This is a genomic window from Pyrodictium occultum (genome assembly GCF_001462395.1).
GTDB lineage: Archaea > Thermoproteota > Thermoprotei_A > Sulfolobales > Pyrodictiaceae > Pyrodictium > Pyrodictium occultum.
Genome location: NZ_LNTB01000001.1, coordinates 729,476 through 746,782, shown reverse-complemented (window position 1 = coordinate 746,782; position 17,307 = coordinate 729,476). Strand labels below are relative to the sequence as shown.

The 17,307-nt window shown below is 58.9% G+C and carries 18 protein-coding genes and 1 rRNA gene; 11 read left to right on the top strand and 8 right to left on the bottom strand.

Annotation, left to right across the window (positions count from 1 at the left end):
• The first annotated feature begins 166 nt into the window (after window positions 1-166).
• A complete protein-coding gene (gene folE, locus CF15_RS04050; RefSeq protein WP_083494593.1) occupies window positions 167-730 on the top strand; it encodes a GTP cyclohydrolase I FolE in 564 nt (187 codons plus the stop codon).
• Here the strand turns inward: folE and CF15_RS04045 are convergent.
• Window positions 711-1,166 carry a TrmH family RNA methyltransferase gene (locus CF15_RS04045; protein WP_058370651.1) on the bottom strand — a complete coding sequence of 152 codons (456 nt, stop codon included), beginning with the start codon at window positions 1,164-1,166 and terminating at the stop codon, window positions 711-713. The two genes, folE and CF15_RS04045, sit on opposite strands and share 20 nt — an antisense overlap.
• On the opposite strand from CF15_RS04045, the gene CF15_RS04040 reads away from it, so the two are divergent.
• Complete coding sequence (locus CF15_RS04040; RefSeq protein ID WP_168371257.1) at window positions 1,140-1,997, top strand: hypothetical protein; 858 nt, start codon at window positions 1,140-1,142, stop codon at window positions 1,995-1,997. The two genes, CF15_RS04045 and CF15_RS04040, sit on opposite strands and share 27 nt — an antisense overlap.
• Here CF15_RS04040 and CF15_RS04035 read toward each other — a convergent pair.
• Window positions 1,994-2,326 carry a hypothetical protein gene (locus tag CF15_RS04035; protein WP_058370649.1) on the bottom strand — a complete coding sequence of 111 codons (333 nt, stop codon included), beginning with the start codon at window positions 2,324-2,326 and terminating at the stop codon, window positions 1,994-1,996. The genes CF15_RS04040 and CF15_RS04035 overlap by 4 nt on opposite strands.
• A gap of 225 nt (window positions 2,327-2,551) precedes the next feature.
• On the opposite strand from CF15_RS04035, the gene CF15_RS04030 reads away from it, so the two are divergent.
• The gene (locus CF15_RS04030) at window positions 2,552-2,806 is read left to right on the top strand and encodes a hypothetical protein (protein WP_058370648.1); all 255 of its coding nucleotides are present in this window, start codon (window positions 2,552-2,554) and stop codon (window positions 2,804-2,806) included.
• Window positions 2,793-3,575 carry a DUF2192 domain-containing protein gene (locus CF15_RS04025; protein ID WP_058370647.1) on the top strand — a complete coding sequence of 261 codons (783 nt, stop codon included), beginning with the start codon at window positions 2,793-2,795 and terminating at the stop codon, window positions 3,573-3,575. Before CF15_RS04030 ends, CF15_RS04025 begins: the two co-directional genes overlap by 14 nt.
• Before the next feature lie 65 nt (window positions 3,576-3,640).
• Here CF15_RS04025 and CF15_RS04020 read toward each other — a convergent pair whose 3' ends face one another.
• Window positions 3,641-4,993 carry an acetyl ornithine aminotransferase family protein gene (locus CF15_RS04020; RefSeq protein ID WP_058370646.1) on the bottom strand — a complete coding sequence of 451 codons (1,353 nt, stop codon included), beginning with the start codon at window positions 4,991-4,993 and terminating at the stop codon, window positions 3,641-3,643.
• An 89-nt stretch (window positions 4,994-5,082) separates the two neighbouring features.
• Here CF15_RS04020 and CF15_RS04015 point away from each other — a divergent pair, with 89 nt between their 5' ends.
• Window positions 5,083-5,403, top strand: coding sequence for a 50S ribosomal protein L35ae (locus CF15_RS04015; protein ID WP_058370645.1), 321 nt, complete (start codon window positions 5,083-5,085; stop codon window positions 5,401-5,403).
• Between the two features lie 784 nt (window positions 5,404-6,187).
• Here CF15_RS04015 and CF15_RS04010 read toward each other — a convergent pair.
• From CF15_RS04010 to CF15_RS03995, 4 genes are all read right to left on the bottom strand, one after another.
• Window positions 6,188-6,634, bottom strand: coding sequence for an NUDIX hydrolase (locus CF15_RS04010; RefSeq protein ID WP_058370644.1), 447 nt, complete (start codon window positions 6,632-6,634; stop codon window positions 6,188-6,190).
• Window positions 6,635-6,722: 88 nt separating this feature from the next.
• Window positions 6,723-7,493, bottom strand: a complete 771-nt coding sequence (locus CF15_RS04005) for a hypothetical protein (RefSeq protein ID WP_058370643.1) — start codon at window positions 7,491-7,493, stop codon at window positions 6,723-6,725.
• A 102-nt stretch (window positions 7,494-7,595) separates the two neighbouring features.
• Complete coding sequence (mvk, locus tag CF15_RS04000; protein ID WP_070807888.1) at window positions 7,596-8,552, bottom strand: mevalonate kinase; 957 nt, start codon at window positions 8,550-8,552, stop codon at window positions 7,596-7,598.
• A 182-nt stretch (window positions 8,553-8,734) separates the two neighbouring features.
• On the bottom strand, window positions 8,735-8,923 hold the full coding sequence (locus CF15_RS03995) for a chromatin protein Cren7 (protein ID WP_058370641.1): 189 nt from the start codon (window positions 8,921-8,923) through the stop codon (window positions 8,735-8,737).
• 295 nt (window positions 8,924-9,218) lie between these two features.
• Here CF15_RS03995 and CF15_RS03990 point away from each other — a divergent pair, with 295 nt between their 5' ends.
• Both CF15_RS03990 and CF15_RS03985 read left to right on the top strand, forming a co-directional pair.
• The gene (locus CF15_RS03990; protein ID WP_236698117.1) at window positions 9,219-11,765 is read left to right on the top strand and encodes a valine--tRNA ligase; all 2,547 of its coding nucleotides are present in this window, start codon (window positions 9,219-9,221) and stop codon (window positions 11,763-11,765) included.
• 293 nt (window positions 11,766-12,058) lie between these two features.
• A complete protein-coding gene (locus CF15_RS03985) occupies window positions 12,059-12,670 on the top strand; it encodes an HD domain-containing protein (RefSeq protein WP_058370639.1) in 612 nt (203 codons plus the stop codon).
• A 683-nt stretch (window positions 12,671-13,353) separates the two neighbouring features.
• Here the strand turns inward: CF15_RS03985 and CF15_RS03980 are convergent.
• Window positions 13,354-14,001, bottom strand: a complete 648-nt coding sequence (locus CF15_RS03980) for a hypothetical protein (RefSeq protein ID WP_058370638.1) — start codon at window positions 13,999-14,001, stop codon at window positions 13,354-13,356.
• Between the two features lie 507 nt (window positions 14,002-14,508).
• Between CF15_RS03980 and map the strand changes: the two genes are divergently transcribed.
• The 4 genes from map to rrf all read left to right on the top strand — a co-directional run bounded on the left by map (window position 14,509) and on the right by rrf (window position 17,150).
• Window positions 14,509-15,414 (top strand): type II methionyl aminopeptidase, encoded by a 906-nt coding sequence (gene map / locus CF15_RS03975; protein ID WP_168371256.1) that lies wholly within the window; start codon window positions 14,509-14,511, stop codon window positions 15,412-15,414.
• Window positions 15,415-15,499: 85 nt separating this feature from the next.
• Window positions 15,500-16,648, top strand: a complete 1,149-nt coding sequence (locus CF15_RS03970) for a DUF1512 domain-containing protein (RefSeq protein WP_070807819.1) — start codon at window positions 15,500-15,502, stop codon at window positions 16,646-16,648.
• Between the two features lie 26 nt (window positions 16,649-16,674).
• Complete coding sequence (locus tag CF15_RS03965; RefSeq protein WP_058370635.1) at window positions 16,675-16,977, top strand: hypothetical protein; 303 nt, start codon at window positions 16,675-16,677, stop codon at window positions 16,975-16,977.
• 53 nt (window positions 16,978-17,030) lie between these two features.
• Window positions 17,031-17,150 (top strand): 5S ribosomal RNA (rrf, locus tag CF15_RS03960).
• Window positions 17,151-17,307 lie beyond the last annotated feature (157 nt).

The window sequence follows — 17,307 nt, the reverse complement described above, 5'->3', positions numbered from 1 at the left end:
AGCCGGGCAGGCGCGTGGAGTACTTAGGCCAATAGGACTATTAGGCAGGGTATGGTGCTTGGCCGCCTGCTATATGCCAGCATGGTGGCTGGACTAGCCACTTAAAGCTGCTTGAGTGTTGTCCGCCGCGCGCTTGGAGATGCGGGAGCGAGGGCGTTGAGCCGTGATAGATAAGGCTAAGATCGAGAAGGCTGTGAGAATGATCCTCGAGGCTATCGGGGAGGACCCAGAGCGTGAGGGGCTCCGGGATACGCCCCGCCGCGTAGCGGATATGTTCGAGGAGCTTCTGGAGGGATACCACAACAACGAGGAGTACGCATGGTTCACGGAGACTAGCGACTTAGTCGTGGTCTCTGGGATACGCTTCTACAGCCTATGCGAGCACCATATGCTGCCCTTCTTCGGCGTTGCCCATGTCGCCTATCTGCCCAGGGGCAGGGTGGTAGGGCTCTCCAAGATAGCGAGGATTGTGAACAAGTATGCGCGGAGGCTGCAGATCCAGGAGAGGATGACCCAGCAGATAGCCGCCGAGGTGGAGAAGGCGACAGGGTCGCCTGATGTAATGGTGGTCACCGAGGCTGTGCACCTCTGCATGGCCATGCGTGGAGTTAGGAATCCGGCCCCGACTGTGGTAGCAGCGCTCCGCGGCGCCTTTGCCAAGGAGCCTGCGCTGAAGCAGGAGGTGTACGAGATAATAGCGCCCCACCGCTTCAAGGGCTTCCCGCTCTAAGCCGTCTATACACCTCATAGAGGGCCATAGCCAGGGAGGCAGCCACATTATAGCTCATGCCTTGCACAGCCGTGGGTATCTTAGCTACGGTAACGGGTCTTTTGAGGGCCTCCAGCAGGCTAGGGGGTATCCCATAGTCCTCGGCGCCTATTACAAGCACTATGCTATCCCCCTCCATCTTCACCTCGTGGAGGTACTTGTTCCCATACGTCTCCAGCACGATATAGTTTGCATCACCGATCCTATCCACGGCCTCAGCCAGGCTACCAACCATTACTAGGCGGCTGCGCAGCCTCCCCTGGAGCATCTCAAGCTTATAGTCCACGCCCGGCCGGGGCACAACGTAGAGTCTGGCGCGGAGCGAAGCGGCCAAAGCTGCCACGTCATGTAAGTTCTGGGGGTTCTTAGGATGGTAGAAGATGACGCTGAGGTTCATATCGTGGTCACCACCCCTCCATCCATATTCGACGCGGCCGTGCTAGCCCGCACCCTGTACGCGGCCCTAGGGACCCGCGGCTGGAAGCTCACCGTTATAGGTATGGGCCGCCGCTTGCCGCTGCGGCTTGTAACCGAATCCAGACTCCCAATAAGCGTTGCCAAGAGCAATATATCGATGGAGCTTGCCTCTGAGCCGCAGGAGCCCATCTATATAGTTGATGCCAGGGGCGAGCCTGCCTGGAGCATGGAGCCTCCTAGAACGTTGATAGTAGACTATGGGGGTGCCTTCGCCTCCGCCTTCCGAGGGGCCCGAAGGGTGCGCGGCCTGGGGCTGCCGAGTCTCACGTACGAGGCCGTCACGCTGGTGTATGAGTTCTTCATAAGGAGGAGGAGCTGGAGGCCCGACTACTCTAGGGCCTTCTCGAGGGATTTGAGGAGCGGCCTCTACCTAGCGCGGAAGCTGCTGGAGGCTCTCCAGGTGTTCGACAACTACGCCGTGTTGGAGCCCAGTGTTGTAGCCTACACGCTACGCAGGGTATACATCAACAAAGGTATAGCGCTGGATCCCGAGGAGGCCACAATGAATATAGACGTTGTTGAGGGCAGGGTTAGGCAGCGTATAGTGCTCCGCGCCTACTCTACCAGGGGTCTCCGGGAGGCCGGCCGGGTAGAGGTCTTGTTCGACGGGGAGAATGTAGAGATACGCGACCATGGCGGCCTCGCCTACCGTATAGTAGTGGATGTGTATAGACGTGTGGCCTGCAGCGCCCCGGGGCTCTGCGCGGGCGGGAGCGAGGAGCCGCCCGGAGAGGCCTTCCCACAGCTCTAGCCACGTTCCAGCGATATGATCAAGCCGGCCTCCCTAATGCTCTCAAGGGTCTCCCGCAGGCTTCCGCCAACGAGGCTACTGGCCACCCGGCAGGCCGTGATATAGGGGGTCTCGACGCCTAGGTCGCTGAGTATGGCTTTCACTACCCGCAGCAGGCCTGCTTCAAGGCCTATGCAGAGAGGCGTAGGCTGGGCCGGGGCTATGGCCACCACCGGCCTGCCGTCAAGGACAAAGGCTATTATGTAGCACGGGCCCGTGGCGCACCTAGCCCTATAGATAGCGGCGGCTTCTGGGAGGCTCACGTCGCGGCTACCCCTGCGCCAGAGCATAGGGGCCGTGGCCGAGGCACCCCCGGGCTGGCGCGAGCCCCCGTGGAGGGACCCGGTCAGCCTATTAGCCTCACCCGGGGGTAGATGTAGACGTGCCGCCTGGAGCCAGCGGGGCTAGCCGCTCCTCACTAAAGGCGGCCGGTGAGCGGCTCACGCAGAGCTGAGGCCGCGTGATGATGCTCGGGCATAGGCGAGGCCGGTAGCCAGGCCTTCGAGGGGGTTGAAGTGTCTGCGCGCTGGCTTACCGCCGATACACTCGTGAAGCTCGTTAAGAGGATTAGGGAGCGCTGGCGGGACGCAGAGGTGCTCCGGATAGTGCAGAAGAGGGGCAAGCAGATACTCTACGTGAGGGTTGGCGGCGGAGTGGTTAAGCTAATAGTACACCGTGATGGGAGGGTAAGGGCTTTCGGGAAGCCCGAGGGCCTGGCCATAGCCCTTAGGACAATAGCTGAAAGGGTGCTAGGTGTTGGAGAGCATTGAGCCCCGGAGAGCCAGAGAGACGCACAAGCAGAGGATAGACGCGGCTATGGAGGTTCTCTCCAGGCTCCTACAGGAGGGCACATCCGACCGCAGAAAGGCCGTCAAGCTCCTCGAGGAGGTCTACAAGGAGAGGGCGGTGCAGCCAATCCGCGGCAAGGCATGGCCGGAGGATATCTGGGACAAGGAGATGGCCACCCTCTACGTTATAGCGAAGTATGCGCTGGCCCTCAACGAGGAGAACCCGGAGTTGTTCCACAAGCTATTCAGCTACGAGGAGACCCTCGAGGAGGCATCAGAGCTGATAAGGGAGAAGCCGCCGGAGGAGGCGAGGAAGCTAGCACTCTTCATGCTCGGTGGGAGCATAAACGATAACACTGTAGCCAGGATGCTAAGGATCGTGGCCACAACAATAATAATGGGTTTCGCGAGCGAGAACACTATCATAGAGCTGCTGCATAAGCTTGTAAAAGTGTTCCCGGAGCACGAGCGCACCGTGAGAAAATACGCCCGCTACTTCATAGCCCTCCGGGTGGCGCAGGCCATAGCTGCCAGGCTTATACGCTCCCGCATAGAGAAGGAGGCTTTCAAACAGGCCCTGGCCGCGAGAATCGGACTGGACAAGATCATGCCTGACGACGAGTACATAGCGTTCATAGCCTCCACAGTGTTCGAAGTACCGAGGAGAAGGCTTGCCAGGATACTGAGCATGGAGGAGAAGGAGGGGAAGGCTAGAGGGAAGGCTAGACGGAGGTCAGCCGCGGGTTCATAGCCCATCACCCCGGCGACGGGGCTAGGCCCCTTGTAAGCCTCATCACGCCTCCCAGGGCCCGGTCCCTAGTCACGCTCTCGCTCCAGCCTCTTTACCTCCTCGATTATAGCCTCTACAGCGTTCATCAAGGCCTCCTCATCTATTGTGAGCGGCGGGGATATACGTATAGTCGACACGCCGGCCCCTATCACCAGGTAGCCGCGCTTGAACAGCCTCATCAGTACCTCTGCAAGCTCCCGGGAAGCCGGCTCCTTAGTCTCGCGGCTCTTAACCAGCTCCACGCCTATCATAAGGCCTTTGCCGCGGACATCACCTATCATACTGGTCTCGTCCATGGCCTCCTTGAGCCTCTTAAGCGTCTTCTCCCCCAGTCTCGCTGCGCGGTCGCAGAGCCTCTCCCTCTCCATATAGTCTATGGCTGCTATGGCTGCGGCCGAGGAGACAGGGTTCCCTCCGAAGGTTGTAGCATGGCCGCCGGGCCTTATAGTCATTGCCTTATCGCTCCCCACCACCGCTCCGAGCGGGAGGCCGCCCGCGATCGCCTTGGCGAGCGCCACTATATCGGGCTTCACTCCCCAGTGTTCCACCGCGAATCTCCTACCGGTCCTGCAGAACCCTGTCTGCACTTCGTCCGCGACCAGTAGAATGCCGTGGCGCCGGGCGAGCTTCTCGAGGCCTGGAAGGAAATTGTCGGGAGGCACTATGTATCCACCCTCGCCCTGTATAGGCTCGAACACGAATGCAGCTACCTCACTGGGATCCACCAGCTTACCCAGCACCCACTCCTCTACGAAGCCTAGAGCCATCTCTCCGCACTCTCCGGGCTCCTCCGCCGCGAAAGGGCAGCGGTAGGGATAGGGGTAGGGCACATGGACCACGCTGGGGAGGAGGGGTGAGAAGCCGAGACGCTGGACCGGCTTGCTGGCCGTGAGCGAGAGGGCGCCCATGGTTCTGCCGTGGAATGCCCCGAGGAAGGCTACTATGTACTGCCTCCCGGTCGAGTACCTGGAGGCCTTCAAAGCGGCCTCAATGCTCTCCGCGCCGCTATTGGTGAAGAACACCTTGGCGGGCTTCTCCACTGGCGCTATCCCTACCAGCTTCTCCGCGAGCCGTACTGCCACCTCATAGTAGAAGTCTGTGAGGCTGTAGTGGGTGAAGCGCCTCAACTGAGAGGCGGCGGCCTCGACTACTGCAGGGTTGGTAGAGCCTACATTGAGCACAGCTATGCCAGCATTAAGATCTATATAGGCGTTACCGTCAACATCATACACTACGTAGTCCTCGGCACGGTCAACAACAAGCGGGTACCACCTGGCAAAGCTCTGCATAAGATACATCCTATCCTTCTCAATAACTTCTCGAGCCCTGGGCCCGGGGGGCTCCACCACTATACGGGGTTCCTTGAGCTTGCCGGTCAAAGCGCCCCTATACCCCCAGCCGCTTTGGCACTGCTATCAGCTTTAAAGACCCAGGGCCGGCTTCACCGGTGCTGCCCGGGGCAACAAGGTTGAGCGGAGAGGCCGCGAAGGTCTATACAGGGTTAGTCATAGGCTATAGGCTTGGCTCAAACACCCAGTACGAGAACCAGGTGCTGATAAGGGTTGACGGGGTAAACGACTCCAGGAAAGCCGCGCAGCTCATCGGCTGGCGCGTCCTCTACCGCGACAACAAGGGTAACGAGTACCGTGGAAAGATAGTACGTGTCCACGGGAACAAGGGCGTAGTTATAGCCGTGTTTAAGCCAAACCTGCCGGGCCAGGCGAGAGGGGGCAACGTCTACATCTACCCGCGGGGCGTCGAGCTAGTGTTCGAGGAGCAGAAGAAGTAGAGAGGGAAGAGAAAGAGGATACTGCACAGGGTTTAGAAGATCTAGGAGCACTCCAACGACAGGATCCCGCTGCCCGTATGTCCGGCGCACTATGCTCTCCACCCTATATAGCCTGGACGAGCCGCTCAAAACCACTGATAATCTCTTTCAAACGATCTATGGCTCTTCTTGTTAGGATCCTTCGTTGTAACGTGGACCCGGTAGAGGTCGAAGAGTCCACCGGTAACTACTGTAAGGTTGCATAGAGCAGTATAGTATATTCTTCTTAGGGACAACAACGAACTTGTCAATGTCTAATTGGACGCTAACCTCCTCTCTCCCTCAGGGGCTCTACGATGCCGCTTAGGATACGTTATTCAAGCAAATTATGGTGCATGAAATCTCTGTTGGGGAAATAGTATATGTGGAACATTGCTAAGGCCCAGCTCCTGGCTTAGGTCATGTGCCGCGGCAAAGAAGAGCTTAGATCTTGCAGAATGATCGTTGATTTTCTGCTAACCCGCCTATGTACGACATATGTATTTTAAGTCGTTATGTAGTCCGTCTTCTCCGCGCCCCCATCGCACTTCCTAAAGGGAATTGACCATTTCCATCGACAAGCTTGTGGCCACCAGCAGCCCAATACATATGGTGAGTAACTCTAAATAAATACCTCGTGTTTTTCCAGGTCTAGGCCATAGGCGTGTAGATACTGGGCGCAGTGTCCGCCGCGCCATGGCTGGCCCGCATACTCTGTGCCCATTGTGATAACAGGGGTGGTGGCCGGGGCGTGGAGAGGGCTCGGCTATACCTGGCCCACATCCACGTTTATGATGTACCTGGGCTGGAGCTCCCTGGCCCCGTCTAGCTTGCGGAGGTAGCTGGCTAGCGCGGAGGGCTTGAAGTTCTTGGCGTTGAGTTCTTCTGGTTTTATCCAGCGTAGTTTTAGGTGGTCCTCCCTAGGCTTTACATTAGGGCCTATGGGGCTCTTGCAGAGGAAGTAGAAGCCCAGCTCGTGCACTATCCCGCTGCGGCGGCGGTAGAAAGACTCTACTATGAATGCGAGGCGCGCGTCACCTATCTTCGGTATACCGAGCTCCTCCATGAGCTCCCGCTGAAGACCTTGAAGCACCGTCTCCTCTGGCCGTACACGCCCGCCTGGTAGACGGTAGAAATCGCCTTTCTTGCTCAGCTGGACCAGGAGGAGGCCGTCTTGCAGGATTATGCAGCGGGCTGTGACCCTGAACAGCATCAGCGGGCCCCGGCCTTAAGAACGATTAAGGCTGCTTGAATATTAGTTTACGTGGAGCGGGCGCCTTGGCCCCTATGTAGAACCGGCCCTAGGCCGTGGGCACGGCTATGGGGGCTTCAACTCTGTCTCCCAGCTCGCGGTTGAGGGCTGAGATCGTGTAAGCGGTCTCCGCGTCCTCAGCCACCACTATCAAATGGCTACCATGTATATCCAATCCCACGGCTATGGCACCCTGCTTCAGCAGCCTTTCGCGGAGGCGCTGGAGCCTCCGTGAGCCGGTCAGCTTTGCCAGCCTCTCGCTGATAGAGTCTATCATGTCTACTGGGTTATCCAGGGTGTCGTAGGCGGCCTTCTCTAGTGCTCCTATATTCGTGTAGACTGCCTCGGCCAGCCTCCTCTCCAGCGGCTTCTCCAGTCTCACCACGACTGCCCAGAGCCCGGATAGGTCGTATAACGGCATCACTGCAGTGCCTAGCACCGCCGTGCTGCCCTCCAGGGATGATATCAGGGTCTCCGTCCCCGCGGCTGGGCTGCGGAGCCTCTCCACCGGCAGCTTCCCCTCCCCCGCGTAGGCATCCATTACTACGCGGCTGAGCAGGCCCCCGAGCAGGGGGCTGGAGTAGTATAGGCCGCGGCCCCACACCCTGGCCTCGACGTCCTCAACCACCCCTACCATCCCCATGCCGCATGCCTGCGCTACCACGGGCACCTCTACCGCCACCGCTACTCCGAGGCTCGCCACCCGTGGAAGCAGGGTAAGCGACGCATAGGCCTCAAGCTCTATGCAGCGGGACGCCCCCGTGGCGGTCAGTATTATACCGGTGTAGATGACGAGCCTGTCATCCAGTGTCCCTAGCACGTCTGCCCCCCAGTGCGAGGCGCTTTAGCATTGACTGTAAGCTAGAAACGGGCGGGCTAGTAACACTGTAGTAGCACTACAATACTTCCGCCGGGCCCTGGGCTAGCCATGCTCCACGCTGACCCCTCGAGCGCCGAGGGCGGCCTCGTAGACTCGTAGGCCTAGCTCCCTCAGCTTCTCCGAAACCCTTGGAGCCTTCTCCCTCTCCACAAGAGCTATGGCTGATCCGCCCATGCCTGCTCCCGTGAGCTTAGCGCCTAGAGCGCCGCTAGCCCTGGCGGCCTGCACAGCCTTCTCCAGCTCAACATGCGAGACCCCCATGGCGTTCAGGAGCCCGTGCGCCACATCCATGAGGAGGCCTAGGCCCGCCGCGTCTCCACGGCGAAGCGCGCGCAGAGCCTCATCAATAATCCCCTCAGCCACCTCGAGCAGCTCTCGGCCCAGCCCCCCAAGCCTATGAAGCCTCTCCGTGAATAATCTAACAGCTCTCGCCGTGGAGCGCTTCACCCCGGTGTCTATGACTACTACAACCACGTCGCCAAGTCCGCCGAAATCCAGCGGCATAGGCGTCTCGCCACGCCTATAGAGAAGGAACCCGCCGTACGAGGATACCGTGTTGTCGACCCCGCTAGGGTTCCCATGGACCAGCTTCTCGCTCTCAAAAGCCGCGCGTGAGACAAGCTCCGGTGCCACCTCGAGGCCGGCTACGCACGCGTAAGCCGCTGAGGCAGAGACCGCTACCGCTGCACTGCTCCCCAGCCCCGCGCCCACCGGTATCTCAGAGTCTATGATGAGCCTGGCGGGCCACAGCCTGCCGCTAGACCTGGCGCTCGATATGTACTCGAACGCCTTCCTAAGGCTACAGAAGACCTGGCAGCCGTGCAAGACGTCTTCACGGACCCCGAGATTGACGGACTCCACCACCACACCATCATCAGCAGGCTCGGCGTACGCGCGGGAATAGAGCCCTACCGCAGCGGCAAGCGCCCTACCCCCATGGACGACCCAGTGCTCGCCAAAGAGTATGACCTTCGCGGGAGCCCTGGCGCGGCACCTCAAGAGCCAGACCCTGCCCCCCTCCAGCGCCCGGGGAGCAGGGAGTACCCAATTAGGGTACAGAAACTCTAATACCCAGGCCTCGCGGGGCCCGCAGCTGGGGCCCACCCAGGAGGGGAGCCGGGAAGGCACCCCAGCAGTGAAAAAAGCGCGGGAGTGGCTCCACCCCCAGCGCTGCCTTGGTGCTAGCTGCATATCGGGTAGTCGTCTGGGACCTTGGCGCGGAAGTACTTGCCTGTCTCGGGGCTCTTGAATAGGCCTATCTTTACTCCCTTCCTCCCCCTGGGGGCTAGCTGCCACACCTTGATCGGCACCAGCTCCGCCTCCTTGCCGGTCGTGGGGTCACGAACCCTCACAGCCTTCTCACACGCCAAGCACAAACACCCCCACTAACTCCCCTTACTCCGGTAGTAGAGTGCTCTTCCACTCTTTTATAGGCTTTACTTTGGGGGCCGCTAGAGGAGTTTCCTACCCCTCCGGCACGCACTAGGAATACATTTGTATTACCGGGGAGCCTGGGCACAGCGCTCCGGAATAGAGCCAGCCCAGTATTATCACCAGCCCAGTGCTAGGCGGGACCGGCAGGCCCGGTAACGCACGCAGAGAGGCCAGCGGGAGTTTATTACTAAAGCCTCCAGCAGCGGCGAGCCCTCTTTTACCCAGGACGCCTTGAGGTGCGGCAGCGTGGGTGCCAAGCCTTCGTCTGGGCAGAGCTTCCTACCTAGGATAAAGGAGAAGCGATGGAGCAAGGAGCTGGAGAAGGAGCTCCTAGAGAAGTGGAGCGAGGAGCGTCTCTACGAATTCGACCCGGACCGTGAGGGACCCGTGCTGGTAATCGACACCCCACCGCCCTATCCTAGCGGCAAGTGGCATGTGGGCGGGGCGGCGCACTACGCTCAGATAGACATGATTGCACGCTACTTCCGTATGAAGGGCTGGAACGTGTTCGTGCCCTGGTATGCCGACCGTAATGGACTACCGGTAGAGGTTACAATCGAGAAGAAGTATAACATTCTAGCACACGAGATGGCCAAGACCAAGGAGGGTCGTAAGAAGTTCCTAGAGCTCTGCAGCCAAGAGCTTGACAGGGTTGAGGAAGAGCTCGTGAGGATATGGAGAGGGCTGGGCTGCAGCTTCACCTACATAAGGAACGGCACCGACAGCCCTGAGTACCGCAGAATCACCCAAGCCACCTTCATAGAGCTCTGGAGGAGGGGGCTCATCTACGAGGACGAGAGGCCGGTCAACTGGTGTCCCCGATGCCGCACCTCGCTCAGCGAGGCTGAGATAGAGCACCGCGAGGAGGACTCCTACCTCTACTACGTAAAGTGGAGGGTAAAGGAGACCGGGGAGGAGATACTGATAGCCACGACGAGGCCCGAGCTGATAGGCGCAGCGCGGGCGGTGGTATACAACCCCGAGGATGAGCGCTACAAGAGGCTAAAGGGGCTCCACGCAATTGTACCTATCTACGAGTACGAGGTGCCTATACTCGAGCACCCAGCCGCCAAGCCCGACTTCGGCACCGGGCTTGTGATGGTGAGCAGCTATGGCGACTGGACAGACGTCCAGATGATAAAGGACCTCGGGCTGGAGCCCAAGGTGATAATAAACCAGGACGGCACAATGAACGAGAAGGCAGGGTTCCTCAAAGGCCTGCCCGTACGCGAAGCCAGGCGCCGCATGGTGGAGGAGCTGGAGAAGAGGGGCCTCATAGCGAAGAAGGAGCTGATACGCCACAGCGTCCCCGTATGCTGGCGCTGCAAAACCCCCGTCGAGATAGTACATGTGCGCGAGTACTTCCTAAAGCAGCTCGAGTTCCAGGACAAGCTGCGCGAGATAGTCAAGAAGATGCACTTTAAGCCGGAGAAGCACCGGCAGAAGCTACTGGACTGGATAGACAGCCTGAAGATGGATTGGCCCATATCCCGCACAAGGTACTATGGCACCGAGATCCCCATCTGGACCTGCCGTCGGTGTGGAGCAAAGCTCGTCCCAGAGCCTGGCCGCTACTACCGCCCCTGGCTAGAGGAGCCGCCGTGGGAGCGCTGCCCACGCTGCGGGGCCCCACGAAGCGAGCTAGAAGGCGAGACCAGGGTGTTCGATACATGGTTCGACTCGAGCATAAGCGTGCTCTATGCTTCCGGCTACATGAGGAACCTCAAGCTGTTCGAGCGGGTCTTCTCCCGGGACGAGGAGCTACCATACACCCTGAGGCCTCAGGGAGTCGACATAATAAGGACATGGCTCTACTTCAGCGTGCTCCGCGTCTACCAGCTGCTCGGCAAGCCGGCGTTCCGCTGGGTACGCGTAACCGGCATGGGGCTCGACCCTAAGGGCAGGGCTATGCACAAGAGCCTGGGGAACGTGATAGACCCGGAGCCCTATATAGAGGCCTACGGTGCCGAGCCGTTCAGGTTCTGGGCCGCAGCGGCCGCCAGGCTGGGAGACGACTACCGGTTCAGCGAGCAGACGCTTAAGACCGGTAAGCTCTTCCTCACAAAGCTATGGAACATCGCCAGGTTCGTATCCAGCTTCCCGAGGCCCACGGACGGCTACAGGCTGAGGCCTATCGACCTAGTGTTCCTCGGGGCCCTCAACAACCTGATAAGGAGAGTAGACCACTACTACGGCGAGGAGCTGGACGTGCACCAGCCGGTTAACGAGCTCTATAACTTCACCTGGAACATATTCGCGGCCCACTATCTGGAGCTAGTGAAGACGAGGGCTTACAATAGGGAGGGCGAGTTCAGCGAGGAGGAACAGAGGGGGGCCTGGTTCACACTCCACACTATACTGGACGCCTTGCTGAGAATGCTAGCACCTATACTCCCCTTCATAACCGACGCGCTCTACCGCAGGCTCTACGGAGACTCGGTTCACCGGCAGAAGTTCCCCGAGCCCAACCCCGAATGGGACACAGCATACGCGAAGATGCTCGACAAAGTGCTCCAGCTGAATAGCGCGCTATGGACCTGGAAGCGCAGCCACGGCTACAAGCTGTCCCAGAAGGTCGAGGGCTACAAGCTATACCTGAGCAAGGAGATGGAGCCCTTCGCCAAGGACCTGGAGTACATGCACCGTATCGAGACCGTTGTAGGCGAGCCGCCCGAGACGGCGGAGAAGCTGACAGAGGGAGCCTACATAGCCGGGCTCCGAGGAGGCACTGGCGCCCAGAGAGGGGGGATGACTGGAGCCGAGCAGCTGAACCGGTGATGTATCGGATTTCGCCTGACCCTCCTTTCAAGATGCTACTTTAACCCCTTAGGAGAGCCTGGGGAGCCTGGAGCCGCGACGCCCGGGGGAAGAGGCCGCCGGCGGGCGGTGCAGTGACCCCGGGTCTCCCGGCCTTCAATATACCCTTGGGCTTTTAGCGCCGCCCCCAGCAGGCCGAGGAGAGGGGCCTAGAGCCCCTGGGTCAGGAAGGCTTCTCGTGCATCCCACCGGGAGCTGGATTATAGCATTCTTTCTGCATCGAACCCCCGGGATCCAAGGGAGGGATCCATGCGATGTCCCTGAGCCGCGAGGGGCTCCGCAGGCTCGACCGCATGCTGGCAGCCCTTAAGGCAACACCACGTACCGGCTGGATGCTCAGGGGCGTGCACGCTGCCATAGCCGAGAGCATTGCAGAACACATGTCCGAGGCGACAGTGCTAGCGCTAGTCCTAGCCGACTACATGAGCCAGCACGGGGTGAAGGTGGATCCCTTCTACGCGGCAGCTATATCGGCCGTACATGACCTCTCAGAGTCCGTTGTGGGCGATATAGTGAAGCTGACCGTCGACGCCATAGGAAAGGAGAGGAAGGAGAAGCTTGAGCTGAAAGTAGCCAGCGAGCTGCTCGGCAACGATAGTGTAGTATACAAGCTGATGATGGAGTATGTGGAGCAGAAGAGCTTAGAGGCACACGTAGCCAAGCTAGCTGAAACCCTATCAACGCTCCTGCAGAGCCTGAGATATATGAGCCAGGGCTTCACCGATGTCGCGGAGATAGCATGCTCATCCGCCAAGAGCATAGAGAAGCTCATACATGAATATGGTGAGATGGCTGTGCTAGAACCTCTAATACGAGACGTGGTAAAATCCGGAAAAGAGGCATGTAGCATCGCGGAGACCATGTAGCCCGTGGGCACGGCTGCCGCATAGCCACCCAATAATGTACATTTATAAAATAAATTGTTTTAAATGTTATTATAGAAAAAGGTCAAGTATTATCGTGCCTAACATGGGTCGCTCTCAAAGCTCTAGCTGCAAGAAGAATCTTGTAATTACTACTAGCCATGGAGGTTCTCATGCCGTGTTGCTGGGATCAGGCGAAGTTGGGCTGCACGTACAGCCTTCCCGGAGCTGTCCTGAAGCGATGTGGTAATATGCATGAGCAGTGTATTTCAATAGGTTGTCCATCTGTTTTATATGTTATGTAATACGCTGCCTAATTTACGTTGTGTAACCTCGTGGTTAGTTGATATAAGTGGTGTGGCACGTGGCGTCAGGCGATGTAGCCCTCTCCGGGTTGGGGTAGGGGGGCACCCGAGGCAGCATGAACCTCGCAACCCGGTATGGGCTGGCTGCTATAGAACACGTTGACCCTAGCTAGATACTTCGCATCTAGCTATGCTTAAGGATACACATTGCATATTGTTGTGTGGGTTATAGTGTATGAGAATAACTATACTGCTATGACGCGTGCTGGGGTCTAATTCTACTCTCTGCTAGCCCCTTCAAATAAACCGGGGATCATGCAGGTTACAGGACTATGAGGAGTGCCGGTCTGGGAGAAGCGGGGCTGAAAGCCTGGGGCTGGGTCAGCCTAAGGGTTGCGAGGGAGCTATAGCATTTATGAAGCCTCCCCGTGTGCTCAGCTCGATAGCTCGAGCGGCCGAGACTGGCTCGACGTGAGCCCCGAGCCGCTGAGCTAGGATGGAGAGGGCGTATAGGAGAAGCGGGACGGGACCCCAGACTCGTTTCCCGCGGAGACTCGCTAGGAGCTTGTAGTAGCGGGTTGCGAGGAACTTTGCTAGCTTCTGCCTAGCCTCCCTGCCGCTCTGGGCGAAAAATGTCTTGAGGCCTATGGCTAGCCTCCTAGCCCCTCTAGTGAGCCCCCTTGGGGATATGTAGATGTAGGCCACGTCCGCTGCGTTGAAGTACCTTCCCCGCAGCCTCGCCACGAAGCCGGCAAGCCTCTTCATTCTCTTGGCGAGCTGCTGGGGCGAGGTGGGCCTGGACTCCTGTGTCGACGAGTACACCGCCACCACGAGGGGGCTCGAGCCGGGCAGCTCAAGGATAAGTGCGTGAAGCCTCTTATCACCGGAGCTGTGCAGCGATACCGGCCTGGCCGGGCTTCTACCTGCAGCCTCTAGCACTCTCACCAGAGCACGGGCTCCCCCTAGGAGTGGTAGTAGCACCTCGTTGGCCTCGGCCAGCGCCCTGGCCCTCCTCTCCCTCGCCTTCATCCTGATCTCCTCAGCGCTCTCTCCTCAGGCTGTCTTCCCCGGAGAGCCCATGTATAGCAGCATCTGTATGGAGCGCCTACTGAAGCGGTGCCGGCGTGCTAGGCTGTACAGGAAGCCTGGGAGGCCCTCAAGCCCCGGCTCTGGCCGTGGTAGCACGTAGGAGGCCTCCCCTCAATCCTGTGCAGTTTAGCCTGTCAGGCTTAGGGGGAAGGCCCGGCCTGGTAGCATCATTATCCAGAGGAATGCCTGACAGGGTTAAGTTCGGGCTGGGATACCGGGCGCCGGAGAGGGCTGCCGGGGGCTCCGCTGGGGCCCTCTCCCAGCCTGGCTGTGAAGAATGGACCACGGAACGAGCCCTCCCGGGGCAGGGGCCCCTGGGGGCGGTGAGTGTAGTACCCCGCATCTCTGAGCCGCAGCCCCTTCTGCGTCGGCCGTGTGCCGCTATGCGGGACATTTGCTAAATTAGGGCATAGAGCGTAGGATGCCGGTCCGGGTGCATTGGAAGTGATGGAGGAGGCCTTGAAGAAGTATATTGAAGCCGGGCGTATAGCCAAGATTGTTAGGGACGAGGGCGCTAAGCTGATAGAGGCTGGCCGCAGACTGATAGACGTCTGCGAGCATGTTGAGAGGAGGACCCGCGAGCTCGGCGCAGCCCCAGCGTTCCCCTGCAACATATCTGTGAACGAGGTAGCCGCCCACTATTCTCCGCTGGTGGGGGACGAGTCAACCATACCGGAGAACGCTGTCGTCAAGCTGGATGTGGGAGTCCACGTGGACGGCTACATAGCTGATACTGCAGTGACCGTTGCGCTTGACGACAGGTGGAACCCCCTCCTGGAGGCGGTGCAGGAGGCTCTCTCAAAGGCCCTCGATGCAGTAAAGCCCGGGGTACGCTTCGCGGAGATAGGCCGGGTCATAGAGAATACTATCAGGAGTAGGGGGTTCAAACCCATAGTTAACCTGGGGGGCCATAGTCTTGCGCGCTACACTATACACGCGGGCGAGAGCATACCCAACGCCTATGACCCTATGACGCGCGGCCGCTTCTCTGCCGGAAAGGCGTACGCCATAGAGCCTTTCGGCACCAACGGCTCCGGCCTCGTGTACGAGGGAGACATAGTGGCTATCTACGCCCTCGTGTGTACTGGGCTCCGGCGTAGACTCGATAATGTAAGTAAGAAGGTACTTGCAGCTATACGCGATAGATTCAAAACCCTGCCGTTTAGCGAGAGATGGCTAGCCGACGTCGAACCCGACATCGAGAAGCTGCGTAGGAGTCTCAGGAAGCTGTCTCGTATGGGCTTTCTCGTTAGATACCCCATACTGATAGAGAAGGCTAAGGGTATTGTGGCACAGTTCGAGCACACCATAGTGATAACCGATGACGGGGAGGTAATAGTTACGACCAGTTGACCCCGCTTTACACTATATAGGGGCTAGGAGCTGTGTGAGGGAAACAGCGTCTCCCGCGTGTAGGTATATATGAGGGAGTATTGGCATGCCCGGGGCTGCCGCAGCAGCCTTGACCGGCTCTTCATCGGACATAGCCACCTGGATAATAGCAATAAGCATACTTATCTCAACGGTGCTCTCGATAATGGCGTTCTTCGGGGCCGCTCAGGGCCTGCAGCTGAGGATATGGAGGAGCCAGATAGAGTCGAGGCTAAGGATACTCGCCGGCTACCGGGACAAGGCTCGTGAAGAGGCGCGTAAGAAGCTTGAGAAGCTGGGGTCCAAGGATCCCGATGCGGTGCTGAACACTGTTATGGACTACTTTGTTATAGAGCCTGTATCCATAGAGCCCACGGATATAACCAAGAGGCTTGAGAGAATACTGCGCACGGAGGAGGAGCGGATAGAGGAGGTCATCTCCCGCAGCCTGCCACGAGAGGTTGACGATGCCGAGAAGAAGAATGTTGCAACCCTGCTAGTGATAGCTAATGCGCTAAACATGCTCTACAAGTACCTACGCCATATACTACTCCTGGGCGTGAAGACTAGAAATGCGATGCTCGTAGCGCAGCTGTGGATGCTGCTCCCCCTCTACATGAGGATAGCTAAGGCTTACTATGATGCAGTAGGTGTTGTGAGTAAGGGTGTGCCTATAGGCGATGCAGCCGGCCCGCTTGCGGCCTATAAGCTGATGAGAATGCTTGAGGTGGAATCGGAGCCGCGCGAGGTGACCAAGGACACTGTTTACAGCGTGCATAGGTATGAGGACCGGAGGGTAGTGATCGTGAAGGCCCGCGGCCCGGGGAGCACCGTGGGGAGGCCAGGGGAGGCTGTAGAGAAGATTGTGAGCGAGGAGCTTCAGGGCAACGTTGCCGCCATAATAACTGTGGATGCCGCTCTAAAGCTCGAGGGGGAGGAGACGGGCTCCATAGCTGAGGGCACTGGGGTTGCGATGGGCGATCCGGGGCCCGAGAAGATACGTATAGAGCGTATAGCTGTAGCCCATGGGGCCCCGCTCTACGCCATAGCTATAAAGATGGGTCTCGAGGAGGCTATAACGGCTATAAAGAAGGAGGTTGTGGATGGTGTCGAGAAGGCTGTAGAGCGGGTAAAGCAGCTGATACTCGAGGCTACGCGGCCCGGCGACACAGTGATAGTTGTAGGTGTTGGCAACACACTGGGTGTGGCCCAGTAGCTCTTACCCCCGGGGGTGGACCTCCATTGGCCGCCTGGGTGAATGAGCCTCTAGCCCTAGGCTATGTAGCGCTGCTGCTCACCGCGGCGGCTGTCGTAGCCTACATGTCCATAGCTACTGTGAGGAGGCGCCGTGAGGCCGGCAGGCGCATAGTTACCGTTCTCCGCTGCCTATCCTGCGACGGTGTTGTGAAGAGAGGGTTCCGTGAAGGAGACTACGTTGGTAAGATTGTGGACGAGGAGTGCCCTGTATGCGGTGGTAAGATGGTCATAGAGGCGATTTATGAGGAGAAGGCCGAGCCTATCTCGAATAAGATCCTGTGGGGATAGCTGGGCTGCGTAAGACTTAAATAGCTCAGGAGGAGCCCCACTGTTGCATGGCCCGACCCGGCCATAGCGGCCGGGCAACACCCGGACTCATGTCGAACCCGGAAGTTAAGCCGGCCGCGTTGGGGGATGCTGTGGGGTCCGCGAGGCCCCGCAGCGCCCCCAAGCCGGGATCGGGCCGCCTCGTGTGGTTGATCCCCCTCATTCTCGCTCATCCTGTGGCCGCGCAGCCCCTAGCGGCTCCTCAAGGGTTGAAGGGCTCCTGGGAAGCGCTTATACCTAGGGATCCGGTTTCCTGGCTTTCCTGGTGGTGCATGCACTCCGCCTATTGAT

Bases quoted from the DNA above. Each gene is read 5' to 3' on its own strand.
- CF15_RS04040 (WP_168371257.1), top strand. From the start codon at position 1,140: ATGGTAGAAGATGACGCTGAGGTTCATATCGTGGTCACCACCCCTCCA.
- CF15_RS04045 (WP_058370651.1), bottom strand. From the start codon at position 1,166: ATGAACCTCAGCGTCATCTTCTACCATCCTAAGAACCCCCAGAACTTA.
- CF15_RS04035 (WP_058370649.1), bottom strand. From the start codon at position 2,326: ATGCTCTGGCGCAGGGGTAGCCGCGACGTGAGCCTCCCAGAAGCCGCC.
- CF15_RS04010 (WP_058370644.1), bottom strand. From the start codon at position 6,634: ATGCTGTTCAGGGTCACAGCCCGCTGCATAATCCTGCAAGACGGCCTC.
- CF15_RS03985 (WP_058370639.1), top strand. From the start codon at position 12,059: ATGTCCCTGAGCCGCGAGGGGCTCCGCAGGCTCGACCGCATGCTGGCA.
- CF15_RS03980 (WP_058370638.1), bottom strand. From the start codon at position 14,001: ATGAAGGCGAGGGAGAGGAGGGCCAGGGCGCTGGCCGAGGCCAACGAG.
- map (WP_168371256.1), top strand. From the start codon at position 14,509: ATGGAGGAGGCCTTGAAGAAGTATATTGAAGCCGGGCGTATAGCCAAG.
- CF15_RS03970 (WP_070807819.1), top strand. From the start codon at position 15,500: ATGCCCGGGGCTGCCGCAGCAGCCTTGACCGGCTCTTCATCGGACATA.